Here is a 13,430-nt window from a genome sequence, read left to right as displayed (position 1 = left end):
TCTCGGGTCGGGCAGAACGGGGGTCAGGCGGGGAGCGCCACCAGGCGGGAGCGCAGCGTGTCGATCGTCTCGGCCGGCAGGGTGGCGCCGGCGAAGCCGAGGACGGTGTCGAGCGGCATGTTCTGCGCCGCGGCGAGCATGGGGTTGCCCGGCAGTTCCGGGACGAGCTCGGTGATGATCGCGAGCGCCTCGGCGTCGGCGAGCACCTGGGCGACGGTCGCGCTGGTGAGGTCGAAGCGTCCGCCGGGTGCGGCGACATCCGCCATCTCGATCGTCGTGGACGCGGGGTCGGGCCGTGCGGCAGGCGACCAGTCGAGGTACCGGAGGCCGTGGCCGAACGCGAACGACGGGTCGACCGTGTCCGACGGCACGTCGGGGCGGCTCACCGCCACGGCTTCCATCGACGACGGCACCTCGAAGGGCAGCGACCCCTGGGGCTCCACCGCGCCGAACAGCACATTCACGAGCGCGGTGTCGGAGGCGCCGTAGTTCGCGATGATCGTCGAGGCGACGTCGAGAAGCGGGGCGAGGATCGCCGGACGATCGAGGTAGACGTCGAGCACGAGCGGCACGCGGGCGGCCAGATCGCGCAGGTGCGCGAGTTCGTCGTCGTGGAACTCGAGGGATCCGGCGCGGAAGAACGATTCGATGCCGGCCCCGTTGCCGCGCGGCTCCCACGGGGCGTCGGTGCGCACGATCGCGACGTCGGCGCGGTCGGGGTCGGTGACCACATCGGCCCAGCCGGCGAGCTCGACGGGGTCGAGGCCTTCGACGTAGACGGTCGGGCGCCCCTGCAGCGGCAGATGCGCCGCCCCGCCGCCGTTCGTGAGCAACGTGAGTGAACGTGCCTGGGCCTCGAGTCCGGCGGCGCGGGCGTCTTCCCGACCGACGATCGCATCCGCAGCTTCGACATCGACGAACCGTGCGTCGTCGAACAGCCCGAGACGGAACTTCTCACGCAGCAGCCGGCGCACCGAGATGTCGAGCCGGGACTCGGGCACCGAGCCCGCCCGCACGAGCCCGATCAGAGCCTTCGGGTTGAACTCACCGCCGAACTGGTCCACACCGGCATCGAGCGACTTCATCATCCGCTCGTCGTAGGTGAGCGACTCCACACCCCAGAAGGTGCGGGACAGGATGCCCCAGTCGGTGCACACGATCCCGTCGAAGCCCAGCTCGTCACGCAGCAGGCCTTGGATGATCTGCTTGTTGAAGCCGAAGCCGACCTCTTCGTACTCGGTGCCGATCGGCATGCCGTAGTAGGGCATGATCTGCGAGACGCCGGCGGCCAGCAGGTCGCGGAACGGTTGCAGGTGCAGGTCGAATCGTCCGCCCGGGTACACCTGCTCGCGGCCGTATGAGAAGTGCGGATCCTCGCCGTCGAGCTGGGGGCCGCCCCCGGGGAAGTGCTTGGCCATGGCCGAGACCGATTCGGCTCCGAGCTCGTCGCCCTGCAACCCGAGCGTGTAGGCGACGCCGAGACGCCCGGTCACCTCCGCGCTCTGGCCGAACGTGCCGGAAGCCCGCGCCCAGCGCGGCTCGGTGGCGAGGTCGATCTGCGGGTGCAGGGCGGTGCGGATGCCGACGGCCAGGTACTCGCGACGCACGACCTCGGCGAAGCGGCGGGTGAGCTCGGGGTCGTCGATGGCGCCGAAACCGAGGAACTCCGGCCACTGCGAGAAGGGGCCGGCGATGAGCGCGGCGGCCGGGTTGTTCGAGAACGAATGGCGCGGATCGCTCGACAGAGAGAACGGGATGCCGAGGCCGCGTCGCCGGGCCTCCTCCTGCAGGGCGTTGTGCCATGCGGCGATCTCCCGCGCCGACGGGGCCTGCAGGATGTTCACGTGCGTGATGCCACGGTCGATGATGGTGCGCATCGACGGAGAGCCGAACAGGCCGGGGGCGTCGAGGTCGTCGCCGAGGGTCGCCATCGGCTGGAACATCTGTCCCGCCTTGTCCTCGAGCGTCATTCGGGTGAGCAGGTCCTCGACACGCTGATCCACGGTCAGGGTGCGGTCCTGGTACGGGTGCGCGATCGCGCTCACGGGAACTCCTTCGTTCGGGTACGGCGGGTCTTTCGGGTACGGCGGGCGGTGCGGGTGCGGCGGGTGGTTCGGTTAAATATCTACACTTGTGTCGGTTTTGTCAAGAGCGGTGCTACGGTTTCCCCCATGGCTGATGCGACGACGCTGCGAGGGCGCGGATACGCGAACGGCCGAGCGCGCCGCGAGGAGATCATCCGCGTGGCCTCGGACCACTTCGCCGAACGCGGCTTCCTCTCGGCGACGATCCTCGAGATCGCCGCGGTGTGCGGCATCTCACGCGCGGGACTGCTGCACCACTTCGCCGACAAGGAAGCCCTGCTCGAAGCCGTGCTCGAAGCCCGTGACATCGAGGATCGCGACCGCTTCCGTCCCTACGCCCGCGGCTACGGCGGTATGGGCGTGCTGCGCGGAATGGTCGACCTCGCCGACCACAACCGTCTCGTGCCGGGTCTGATCGAGCTTTTCGTGCGGTTGTCGTCCGAGGCGTCGGCTGCCGATCACCCGGCGCACGAGTACTTCCGGCGCCGTTACGAGAGGATCCGTTCGAGCACCGGACAGGCGATCGCGCTCGCCATCGCGTCCGGTCAGCTGCGACCCGACATCGATCCGCACGACGCGGCTTTGCGCCTGACCGCGACCATGGACGGTCTGCAGACCCAGTGGCTGTTCGACCGGTCGATCGACATGGCCGGCGCCATCCGCGCGATGCTGCGGGCGTGGATGACCCCGGCGGGCGAGGTGGCGTTCGAGGCGATCGTCCCCGAACCGGAGCCGGTCGGCGCCTGACGCGCCCGGCAGTGCCGGGGACGACGAAACGGCCTCCCGGAGACCGAAGTCTCGGGGAGGCCGTTTCCGTTCCGGTGATCGCGAGGATCAGACGCGGTCGCGCAGCGCGGCGCCGAGTGCGGCGTCGACGTTCGTCCAGTACTGGAAGAAGCGCTCGCGGATGGCGTCGACGGTGATCGAACGCCCCTGGCCGGTGAGCGTCTCCAGGAAACGTGCCCGCTGCTCGGCGTCGAACACCTCGCGGTAGAGCGTGCCGGGCTGCCCGAAGTCGTCGTCCTCGGGGTGCAGGGTCGCGGCGGAGCGCTGGATCTCGCCGTCGGCCTCCCAGTTCACCTCGATGCCCTTCGACGGGTCGGCCTCCGGGCCTCCTGCCGCTCCATAGGAGTTCGGCTGGTAGGTGCGGTGCGCGGCGTCGTTGAACTGGTAGCGCATCGAGCCCTCGTGCTGGTAGTTGCGCGCCTCGCTCGCGTGCGGCTGGTTCACCGGCAGCTGGTTGTAGTTCGGGCCGATGCGGTGGCGCTGCGCGTCCGGGTAGGCGAAGATGCGCCCCATCAGCATCTTGTCCGGGGAGATGCCGGTGCCCGGCACCTGGTTCCCCGGCGAGAAGGCGGCCTGCTCGATCTGTGCGAAGAAGTTCTCCGGGTTGCGGTTCAGGGTCAGCGTGCCGACCTTGATGCGCGGGTAGTCCTTCTTCGAGATGGTCTTGGTGAGGTCGAACGGGTTGAACCGGTACGCCTTGGCCTCGTCGTAGGGCATGATCTGCACGTACAGGTCCCACTTCGGGAACTCACCGTCGGCGATCGACCGGAAGAGGTCGCGCCGGTAGTGGTCGGCGTCCGACCCGGCGAGCTGCTCGGCCTCTTCGTTGCTCATCGCCTCGACGCCCTGCTGCGAGATGAAGTGGTACTTCACCCAGAAGACCTCGCCTGCGGCGTTGACCCACGAGTAGGTGTGCGAGCCGTAGCCGTTCATGTGCCGCCAGCTGAGGGGCAGGCCGCGGTCTCCCATCAGATACGTGACCTGGTGGGCGCTCTCCGGCGACAGCGTCCAGAAGTCCCACTGCATGTCGGGATCGCGCAGACCCGAGTCGCCGAGGCGCTTCTGCGAGTGGATGAAGTCCGGGAACTTGATCGCGTCGCGAAGGAAGAACGTCGGGGTGTTGTTGCCGACGATGTCGAGGTTGCCCTCGTCGGAGTACATGCGGAGCGAGAACCCGCGCACGTCACGCCAGGTGTCGGGCGAGCCCTGCTCCCCGGCGACGGAGGAGAAGCGGATGAGGGTCTCGCTGGCCGCACCCGGCTGGAAGACGGCCGCGCGCGTGTAGGCCGACACGTCTTCGGTGACGACGAACTCGCCGAACGCGCCGCCGCCCTTCGCGTGCGGGTTGCGCTCCGGCACCCGCTCGCGGTTGAAGGCCGCGATCTTCTCGACCAGGTAGTGATCGTGCAGGACGGTGGGGCCGTCGGCGCCGACCGTGAGCGAATGCGTGTCGCTCGCGATCGGGGCTCCGGCCTGCGTGGTGGTGGCAGGTTTCGTCATGGTGTTCTCCTTCTCCGCGCAGGCGCAACGATTACCCCCATCCGGGGACGGGTGATCGGCGGACTGCTATTGCGCGGCGTTCTGGCAACTGGGGCAGAGGCCCCAGAAGGTGACTTCGGCTGTCTGGACGGTGAATCCCCCCGTCGAGGACGGGGTGAGACACGGCGCTTCGCCGACGACGCAGTCCACATCGCCGATGGCACCGCAGGAGGTGCAGACGACGTGGTGGTGGTTGTCGTTGATGCGCCGCTCGTAGAGCGCCGCGGAGCCTGCCGGTTCGATCCGGCGGATGAGGCCCGCCGTCGTCAGGTCCGCGAGGATGTTGTGCACCGACTGGATCGACGTGGTCGGCAGCACCTCAGACACGGCACGGTAGAGCCGCTCCGCGTCTGAATGGGCCATGGAGTCGAGAGCCTCGAGAACGGCGACGCGGCCCGCGGTCGCGCGCAACCCGGCAACGCGAAGCGCCGAGTCGAGTTCTGTCTCCATCCATCAAGCATACCTCTTCATTTGAATAACTCAAAAGAAAGTATTCCGGCATGCCGCGGAGGGATCGAGGTGGGGTCGAGGTGATTTCACCGAGGTCGCAGCATAAAAAAAGGGGTTGGACCCAGGGGATTCGTCGGTTACTGTGAGCAAAGTCTCAGCTTCTGGTGACGCTGAGAAAACGGAGGGCGACCCCATGCGGAATCCAGCCACTCATCATGGTCGTACGAGCCGTGACCGTCGCAAGCCCTGGGCCGTCGCCGCACTGCTGACGCTCGTGCTCACCGCGCTGATCGTGCCCGCGTCGCCCGCCACGGCGGCTCCGGGCGATGCCGCCCAGCTGTATCTCGGACCCTCCACGGAAGCGGCCACGGTCGGATCCGACAAAGACCTCGTCGCGCCGACGGAGTGTCCGTCGAACTCGGTGCTCACCGGCGTGCAGACGGAGAACCGCACGGCCGACTCTCCGTCCAACGCCAACTCGATCCTCGTGCGTTTCAGCATCCAGTGCTCCACGATCACCGTGAGCAACGCCGGGACCGTCACGGGAACCGTGAACCCCGCGTGGATCACCGGTCCCGTCTACAACGAGAGCCGTGCCAACGTGCAGACCGGCGTGTGCCCCGCCAACACCTTCGTGCACCGCATCACCGGGACCACCTTCGTCGGCGACGGCACGAACCGCTGGCCCTCATCGGTGCAGATCACCTGCCGGCCGATGACCTTCAGCGCGGCGGGCGAGCTGCGGATCGATCTCGCCGCCACGCCCACCGTCCTCACCATCGGTGAGAACTTCAACACGACCGGCGGCTTGGACACCCCGACGCCACGTTGCGGGCCTGCGGCCACCACCGGGACCAGCGACATCCTCGTGCGCGGCTACCGTGCGCAGGGAGGCGGCGAGGGCATCGACGGCTTCACGCCCTCCTGCGCCACCATCCCCGACGACTACGGCGATGCCCCGGCCGGCTACGGGGTCGTGTCCCACGAGCTGAATGCCGCCACCTACCTCGGGTGGTCAGCCGACACCGAGGCGGCGATGCAGTACAGCGCGAACGCGACCGGAGACGATCAGGTCGGCGGCACCGCGCCGAACCAGTTCATCGACGACGAGAACGGCGTCGCGACGTTCGGGCCGATCACCGCAGGGATCACCAGCAGCTACTCGGTGTCGGTGCTGGCGTCGAACAAGGTGCCGGGTCAGCCGGCGACGCTGGTCGGCTGGGTCGACTTCAACCGCAACGGCGTCTTCGACGCGAACGAGGGGGCATCCGCGGTGGTCCCGGCGGGAACGCCCGACGGATCCTCGGTCACGCTCACCTGGCCGGGCATCATCGCACAGACCGTCGCGGGACCGACCTTCGCGCGGTTCCGGATCTCCAGCGGCACCGCCCTGACCACCTCCATGCCCACGGGCGCGGGAGGGGTGGGCGAGGTGGAGGACTATGCCCTCACCATCGCCGCGGCGAACCCGGGGATCTCGCTGTTCAAGTCCGCATCGCCGTCGGGGCCCGATGACTTCACGGTCGGACAGGTCATCGACTACTCCTTCGTGGTCACCAACACCGGTGACGTGCCCCTCGCCGACATCAGCGTCGACGAGACCGCCTTCACCGGCTCGGGGAGCATGACCACCCCGGTGTGTCCGACGACACCGCTGGCTCCCGGGGCGCAGGCGACCTGCACCGCGAGCTACACCCTCACCCAGGCCGACATCGACAGCGGGACCCTCACCAACACGGCCACCGCGACGGGTGTCCCGCCGGGCATCCTCGTGCCTCCCGTCTCCCCGCCCTCCACCGTCAACGTGCCGTCGACGGCGACATCCGCGATCACCCTCGTGAAGAGCGCCGACACCTCCGAGATCACGGCAGCGGGTCAGGCGGTCGGCTACTCCTTCGTGGTCACCAACACCGGCAACGTGACCCTCACGAACGTCGCGGTCGATGAGACGGCGTTCTCCGGAACCGGTACCTCTCCGGCGATCACGTGCCCCGCGGGTGCCGGGTCGATGATCCCGGGTGCACAGATCACGTGCACCGCGTCGTACACGACGACCGCTGCGGACTACACCTCCGATTCCCTCGACAACACCGCCACAGCGACGGGAACCCCGCCCTCGGGCACTCCGCCGGTGTCTGCGCCGTCGACCGTCGAGATCCCCGTCGTCTCGGCACCGGCGCTGACCGTGTCAAAGACCGCCGACCGCACGCGGATCACGGCAGCGGGCGAGACGATCAACTACTCGTTCCTGGTGACGAACACCGGAAACGTCACACTCACGGGTGTGACGGTGACGGAGACGGCATTCACCGGAACGGGGACACCCCCCGTGGTCACGTGCCCCGCGGGCGCGGCATCGCTCGCCGCGGGCGCGACCGTCACCTGCACGGCCTCGTACGTCGTGACCCAGGCCGACATCGATGCCGGAGGCGTCACGAACACCGCGACCGGTACGGGCACGCCGCCGACCGGAGAGCCTCCGGTGTCGCCCCCGTCGACCGTCGTCGTCCCGCCGGATCCGGTGCCCGGGATCACGGTCGTGAAATCGGCGAGCCCGAACACGCCGGACGCCTACCAGGTGGGCCAGGAGATCACCTATTCCTTCGTGGTCACGAACACCGGCAACGTCACCCTCGCGAACGTGACGGTGAACGAGGAGAGCTTCTCCGGGACCGGCGCACTGTCGCCCGTCGTGTGCCCGGCCGGCGCGGCGTCGCTCGCCCCGAGCGTGCAGATCGTCTGCACCGCCACGTATGTGCTGACCCAAGCCGATGTGAACGCGGGCCGGGTGACGAACAGCGCCACCGCGACCGGAACGCCCCCGGGCACGCTCGTCCCGCCGGTCTCGCCGCCCTCGGAGACCGAGGTTCCCATCGATCCCGTCCCGGGCATCAGCATCGTGAAGTCGGCCACGCCGGCGACCATGACGGCGGTGGGGCAGATCCTCGCATACTCCTTCGTGGTCACGAACACCGGAAACGTCACGCTCGAAGACGTGACGGTCGATGAGACCGCCTTCTCCGGGTCGGGATCGCTGTCCGCCATCGAATGCCCTGCGGGTGCCGCGAGCATGTTGCCGGGCCAGATCATCACCTGCACCGCGCAGTACCAGACGACGCAGGCCGACGTGGACTCGGGCCTGCTCACGAACACGGCCGTCGCCACCGGAACTCCGCCCTCGGGGCAGCCTCCGGTCTCGCCGCCGTCGACGGTCGAGGTCCCCTTCGACGGGCCCAACGCGTTGACCCTCGAGAAGCGCGCGAATCCGGTCGATGTGAACGGCAACGGCGTCATCGATCCCGGTGACCGCATCGAGTGGACGATCCTCGTGACCAATACCGGTGCACAGACCATCGACGACATCGTCGTGACCGACCCCACCGCGGGGCCGGTCACGTGTCCGTCGACGAGTCTGGGCTCCGGGGTGCAGATGACCTGCACGGTGCCGCCGCACACCGTCACCGCCGCCGACGTCGAGAGGGGTCAGGTGCGGAACGTGGCCACCGCCACAGGCGTCCCGCCCGGGGGAGGGACGATCGTTCCGCCTCCGTCTGAGACGACCACGCGAGTGTTCCCGCCGCCGCCGCCCACACTGGCGGTGACCGGTGGAGTGCTTTCGGCCGGTCTGCTGCTGGGGGGACTGATGCTCTTCGCTGGAGGGATGCTCCTCCCCGCCATCCGCCGTCGTCGACAGCCGCAGGAGTAGCGCAACCGACAGTGCCCCGACGAGCTCTTATGCTCGTCGGGGCACTGTCATGGTCGGCGTAGATCGGCCGAGCGTGCGCGTCAGCTGCGCGTCACGGTGAAGCCGGTACCCCGCACCCGCACCTTCCCGCTCTGCGCCGCGTCGCCGCGCGGCGAGCCGTCTGCGTCGTAGGCGCGCCCGGTGCCCGGCGCGAGCGGTGGGACCCGCTGATCCTGGCGCGTGCCGTTGGCGTAGAGCACGGCAGAGCCCGAGCGCGTCGAATACACCGCGCTCGCGATCCGCGGCTGGATCAGCAGGGCATCGAGGCGCACATCGCCGCGACTCGTGCAGCGCACCGTCACCGCCGCCTCCGGCAGATCGCCACCGAGGAGCTCAGGCACGAGCATCCCGTCGGCCTCGGTGAGGCCGCGGTCTCCGGTCGAACCGGCCGCGGTGCGGGTCTTCCACAGTCGGCGGCGTCCGCGGAGGACCTCCCACTCGGCCTCGCCCGCATCTGCCGCCTGTCGCCACACGACACCGTGCAGGATGCCGCCGGACTCGGTGACGTCGAACTCGACCCACTCACCGCGGGGGATGCGCACGTATGCGCCGCCGGACAGATTCCCCTCGCCCGTCCATGCCCCGCCGTCCGGTCGCTCGACCACACATCCGGGGGAGAGTCGCGCGGTCTCGGCCTCGATGACGCGCAGACCGGTGTTCGCCGTGAGGCCGGTGATCGAGGTTGCCAGGTCGGCCACGTCGCGGTTCGCGTCGAGCAGCTGCATCGTCAACAGGCCATGGATCGTCGACTCTGCGCCCGAGTTGCGGTTCACCCGTCCGTCGGTCTCGACCCCATCGAACGTGACCCCGGTCGTTGCGTCGTACACCGGGATGCCGGCCGTGTTCGCGCCGAAGAACCATCCTGCGGCGAGTCCGGCGAGTACGCGGAGGCCTTCCCCTCCGACCGTGGATGCCTGGAGTGCGCCGGCCACGCGGCCGTGCGCGCCGTACGCGATCTGCGCCTCGGCGGGAAGCGGCGCCCACGCGTTGTGGGGCCCGCCCGAAGCCAGCACCTGCGGCGTGAAGCGTCCGGCGTCCGAGAGCGCCGCGGCCGACCAGTCCCGACGCCGTAGCAGCGCTCCGGCTCTGGCCAGTGCCTCCGGCGCCGCCGCACCCCATGCGTGCCAGAACCCGAGCGAACCCGTCCACGGCAGCACGGCGCCGAACGGCCAGCCCCGCGCGGGGTCGGTCGACATCGCGGCCACGCCCTCGCCGTACGACTGCAGAGCTGTCCTGCTGCGGGAGTCCCCGGCCTCGGTGGCGGCAGCGAGACCGAGCATGGCCTCGGCCGTCGCATCCGCTCCTCCGGCGATCAGCCAGGCGGGGAGCCTCTGCCCATCGCTTCTCACCCACTGGCCGGCGCGGGAGAGCGACTCGAGACCCAGCGCATCGAGGCACAGGTGCAGCCTTGCGAGGAGGAACGCCGCGAACTCCGGGTCATCGCGACGGAAGGCCGCATAGCCCTCGCCGAAGGCCCAGACCGAGCGGGCGAGCCAGTACGACTCCGCCGAGTCCGAGGGGTCGGGCAGCTCGACAGGGACGGCGCTGGGGGTCAGGGTGCCGTCCTCCTGCTGCCACAGCACCACGCGTCCGGCATTCGGCCCGGAAGTCGTCTGCAGGAAGGCGAGCGAACGAAGCACGTCTCTGGCCTCGTCGCGGCTCTGCGCGTCGCCCGTGGCCTTCCACTCGCGGACGAACACGACGGCGGCGCGGGCGATGTCGTCGGCGTTGTACGCGCCCTGCGACCAGTATCCGGTCAGCGCATCGCGGGTGCCGCCGCCCACGGGTCGATAGCCGCCGGAACCGTCGGTGTCGGCGTAGGTCCAGGGCGCACGGACCGCTGGTTTCGTCTCGATCCCGAACGTCGTGTGGGTCGCGCTCGCGACGACGGGAACATCGGCGAGGAGGAATCGCAGGTGGGCGAGGTTCGTCAGCCGTGGCCGGCGCGCGGTCTCGAGCGGCGGCGGCGTCGCCGTGCCGGTCGCAGTGTTCGTCGTGCCCATGGCGGCGTCGACGGGGAGGAGGGCGAGCGCGGAGGCTGCTGCCGTGAACGTCAGGAACGTGCGTCGGGAGGCGTCCACGTCATCACGCCTCTCCGCCGTCGCGCAGTGCGCGACCCCACGGCTCGGCCGGATCGTGGATCGCGACCGCCAGCGTCGTGTCGGACTGCCCGTAGTACGCGAACCACTTCCCGTGGAACTTCACGAGCCCCTCCACGAAGGTCACGTTAGAGACGAGTCCGTGCATGTCCTCGAAGGTCTGCGGGCGCAGCCACGGCTCCTGCAGGCGGGCGATGACCTTCGTCGGCTCGTCCGGGTCGATCGCGATCTGCCCGCAGCGGTAGTCGACGTCGACGGTGCCGTCGTCGTGCACGGTGCGGGTGGCGCCGTTCGTGAGGAACAGGAGCAATCCGTTGTCGGTGACCACAGGGGAGGCGCCGATCTCGACGAGCGCCTCGTCCCAGGTGCCGGGGGTCGGAGAGTACATCGGCTCGGTGTCGGGCGTGCCCGGCCTCCAGTGGATGAGGTCGTCGCTGGTCGCCCAGTAGATCGCGCCCTCGCCGAAGTACATCCACCATTTCCCGTGCATCCGCTGCGGAACGATGACCCCGGCCTTCGACCAGTTGAACCCGCGCGGGTCCATGGTCTTGAACGTGTCGAAGTCGTCGAACAGCGGACCGTGCTTGGTCCAGGTGCGCAGGTCGGTCGAGGTCGCCAGGCACAGCTGCGCGCTGCGGCGGTCCCAGCCCGTATAGGTGAGGTAGTAGGTGCCGTCGATCAGCGCGATGCGCGGGTCTTCGCATCCGTAGGTCTCGTAGTCCTCGGAGGGGGAGAGGATCGGCGCGTCCTCGCGGGTGAAGGTCACCCCGTCCCGGGAGCGGGCGATGCCGATGTGGGAGATGATGTCGTCGGCGTGCGCCCGGTAGAGCAGCACGACCTCATCGCCGTCGACGATGGCCGCCGGGTTGTAGAGGTTGGCCGACTCCCAGCTGTCGCCGCGCGGACGCAGGATGGGGTTGCCTTCAAAGGGCGTGAACGGACCGAGGGGGAAGGAGGCTCCGGAGAACATGGGGGCCCTTTCTGACTGGGGGATGGGGGCTAGCCTTTGACGGCCGCGCCGAGGTCGGTGGCCTTGAAGAAGCGCTGGAAGACGACGAACAGGATGACGACGGGGAACGCGAGCGCCGTGGCGCCGGCGAGGATCGCGCCGTTCGGGTTGGCCGTGGACTGCGCCACGTTGGAGATGTAGTTCGCGAGTGAGACGGCCAGAGGCTGCAGACTCGCATCCTTCGTGATGAGGAAGGGCCAGAGGAATTCGTTCCAGGGGCCGATGAAGGTGACCAGCACGACCGTCACCAGCACGGGGCGGATGAGCGGGATCGCGACGGATGTCAGCAGGCGGATCTCGCCCGCACCGTCGATCCGCGCCGCTTCGAAGATCTCCACCGGCAGCGCCTTGAAGAACTGTACGAAGATGAACACTGCCGTGGTGTTGATCAGGAACGGCAGGATCATGCCCATGTACGAGTCGCCGAGGCCGTAGTTGCGGGTGATCTGCACGTAGAGGGGGATCATCAGCAGCTGGAACGGCACCATCTGCACGAGCAGCATCAGCACCCAGATCACGCCTCGGCCGCGGAAGTCGAGGCGGGCGATCGCGTAGCCGGCGAGCAGCCCGAACACGACGGTTCCCAGCAGCACGCCCGCCGTGAAGATCAGCGAGTTCAGCAGCGAGCCGACCAGGTCGATGCGCGAGTCGATCGCGACGAAGTTGTCGACAGTCCACCCGCTCGTCGGGAACAGTTCGCTCGGGGAGTTCGTCGGACTCTCCTGGAACGCCCCCACGATCATGAAGTAGAAGGGGAAGGCGAATCCGATGGCCGCGATCGTGAGCAGGATGATGCTCAGGATGCGGGGCAGTGAACGCTTCTTTCGCATCATCGCTCCCTGGTCGCGCGGTTGGCCGCCAGCGAGAGCATGCCGACGAGGATCACGAGGATCATGCCGATGGCCGCTGCGGTGTCGGGGTTCTGCTGCTGGATGCCCAGTTGGTAGATCAGCAGGACCGGGGTGGTCGAGGCGCCGTCAGGGCCGCCGCCGTTGGTGAGCAGGTACGGCTCGGTGAAGAGGTTCGCGCCGGTGATGATCGACAGGATCAGCACGAGGGTCGTGGCGCTTCGCACGCCGGGGATCGTGACGTGTCGGAAGCGCGAGAGCACTCCGGCACCGTCGGTCTCGGCCGACTCGTACAGCTCCTTCGGCACGTTCTGCAGCGCGGCCAGATACAGCAGGATGTAGAACCCGAGCTGCTTCCAGGTCACGTAGAACGCGATCATCGGCATCGCGAGTCCGCTGTTCACGAGCCACGACGGATCGGGGGCGAGCGGGCCGAGGATCGTGTTGATCAGCCCGTTGCCCGAGAACAGCAGCATCCACACGCCCACGAGCGAGACGCTCGCGGTCAGATACGGCACATAGAACGCGACCCGGTACGCCGCGACCCACCGGATGCCGGTGTTCAGGGCCGCCGCGAGCACGAGGGAGAGCACGGCCGTGAGGGGCACGTTGATGACCAGGAAGATCAGGGTGTTGCGGAAGGACCCGAGCACCCGCGGGTCGGTGAGCACCGTGACGAAGTTGTCGAAGCCCACGAACGGGCGATCGACCTCGGTGCCCGGAGCCGTGAAGAAGTAGTCGTGGAAGGCGATGTAGACCGCGAACGCAAGGGGATACGCGAAGATCGCGATCACGAACACGAAGTACGGGAGCGCGAACAGCCCGCCGATCGGTTGCGCACCCAGCCAGCGGGTGCGGGGCCGCATCTCA

9 protein-coding genes are annotated in these 13,430 nt (G+C 68.7%); 2 read left to right on the top strand and 7 right to left on the bottom strand.

Translation table 11 applies throughout. The features are described 5' to 3' along the window. Positions 1-23: 23 nt before the first annotated feature. Positions 24-2,045 carry a glycoside hydrolase family 3 N-terminal domain-containing protein gene (locus MST3598_RS17210; protein ID WP_231494499.1) on the bottom strand — a complete coding sequence of 674 codons (2,022 nt, stop codon included), beginning with the start codon at positions 2,043-2,045 and terminating at the stop codon, positions 24-26. A gap of 126 nt (positions 2,046-2,171) precedes the next feature. Here MST3598_RS17210 and MST3598_RS17205 point away from each other — a divergent pair, with 126 nt between their 5' ends. Then, positions 2,172-2,831: a TetR/AcrR family transcriptional regulator gene (locus tag MST3598_RS17205; protein WP_051668199.1), complete on the top strand. Its 660-nt coding sequence runs from the start codon at positions 2,172-2,174 to the stop codon at positions 2,829-2,831. A gap of 87 nt (positions 2,832-2,918) precedes the next feature. On the opposite strand, the gene MST3598_RS17200 is transcribed toward MST3598_RS17205, so the two are convergent. Both MST3598_RS17200 and MST3598_RS17195 read right to left on the bottom strand, forming a co-directional pair. Beyond that, positions 2,919-4,370 carry a catalase gene (locus MST3598_RS17200; protein WP_029260682.1) on the bottom strand — a complete coding sequence of 484 codons (1,452 nt, stop codon included), beginning with the start codon at positions 4,368-4,370 and terminating at the stop codon, positions 2,919-2,921. A 66-nt stretch (positions 4,371-4,436) separates the two neighbouring features. Beyond that, entirely contained in the window at positions 4,437-4,859 is a 423-nt protein-coding gene (locus MST3598_RS17195) for a Fur family transcriptional regulator (protein ID WP_029260681.1), read from the bottom strand. A gap of 193 nt (positions 4,860-5,052) precedes the next feature. Between MST3598_RS17195 and MST3598_RS17190 the strand changes: the two genes are divergently transcribed. Next, positions 5,053-8,565, top strand: coding sequence for a DUF7507 domain-containing protein (locus tag MST3598_RS17190; protein ID WP_051671233.1), 3,513 nt, complete (start codon positions 5,053-5,055; stop codon positions 8,563-8,565). Positions 8,566-8,645: 80 nt separating this feature from the next. On the opposite strand, the gene MST3598_RS17185 is transcribed toward MST3598_RS17190, so the two are convergent. Genes MST3598_RS17185 through MST3598_RS17170 form a run of 4 tightly spaced genes read right to left on the bottom strand, consistent with a single transcriptional unit; the run spans position 8,646 to position 13,426 of the window. Then, positions 8,646-10,685 carry a hypothetical protein gene (locus MST3598_RS17185; RefSeq protein WP_051671232.1) on the bottom strand — a complete coding sequence of 680 codons (2,040 nt, stop codon included), beginning with the start codon at positions 10,683-10,685 and terminating at the stop codon, positions 8,646-8,648. A 4-nt stretch (positions 10,686-10,689) separates the two neighbouring features. Then, positions 10,690-11,673: a glycoside hydrolase family 130 protein gene (locus MST3598_RS17180; RefSeq protein ID WP_029260678.1), complete on the bottom strand. Its 984-nt coding sequence runs from the start codon at positions 11,671-11,673 to the stop codon at positions 10,690-10,692. A gap of 29 nt (positions 11,674-11,702) precedes the next feature. Next, positions 11,703-12,545, bottom strand: coding sequence for a carbohydrate ABC transporter permease (locus tag MST3598_RS17175; RefSeq protein WP_081859796.1), 843 nt, complete (start codon positions 12,543-12,545; stop codon positions 11,703-11,705). After that, positions 12,542-13,426: a carbohydrate ABC transporter permease gene (locus MST3598_RS17170; protein WP_029260676.1), complete on the bottom strand. Its 885-nt coding sequence runs from the start codon at positions 13,424-13,426 to the stop codon at positions 12,542-12,544. The genes MST3598_RS17175 and MST3598_RS17170 overlap by 4 nt, the downstream gene beginning before the upstream one ends. Positions 13,427-13,430: the final 4 nt, after the last annotated feature.

It is taken from the genome of Microbacterium sp. TPU 3598, assembly GCF_002356155.1.
Classification (GTDB): Bacteria; Actinomycetota; Actinomycetes; order Actinomycetales; family Microbacteriaceae; genus Microbacterium; species Microbacterium maritypicum_A.
Note: the sequence above shows the minus strand (reverse complement) of the source record. Positions and strands in the feature narration are given on the sequence as shown.

Excerpts from the sequence above, each read along its gene's own strand:
- MST3598_RS17200 (WP_029260682.1), bottom strand. The coding sequence starts at position 4,370 with ATGACGAAACCTGCCACCACCACGCAGGCCGGAGCCCCGATCGCGAGC.
- MST3598_RS17190 (WP_051671233.1), top strand. The coding sequence starts at position 5,053 with ATGCGGAATCCAGCCACTCATCATGGTCGTACGAGCCGTGACCGTCGC.
- MST3598_RS17175 (WP_081859796.1), bottom strand. The coding sequence starts at position 12,545 with ATGATGCGAAAGAAGCGTTCACTGCCCCGCATCCTGAGCATCATCCTG.
- MST3598_RS17170 (WP_029260676.1), bottom strand. The coding sequence starts at position 13,426 with ATGCGGCCCCGCACCCGCTGGCTGGGTGCGCAACCGATCGGCGGGCTG.
- MST3598_RS17205 (WP_051668199.1), top strand. The coding sequence starts at position 2,172 with ATGGCTGATGCGACGACGCTGCGAGGGCGCGGATACGCGAACGGCCGA.
- MST3598_RS17180 (WP_029260678.1), bottom strand. The coding sequence starts at position 11,673 with ATGTTCTCCGGAGCCTCCTTCCCCCTCGGTCCGTTCACGCCCTTTGAA.
- MST3598_RS17195 (WP_029260681.1), bottom strand. The coding sequence starts at position 4,859 with ATGGAGACAGAACTCGACTCGGCGCTTCGCGTTGCCGGGTTGCGCGCG.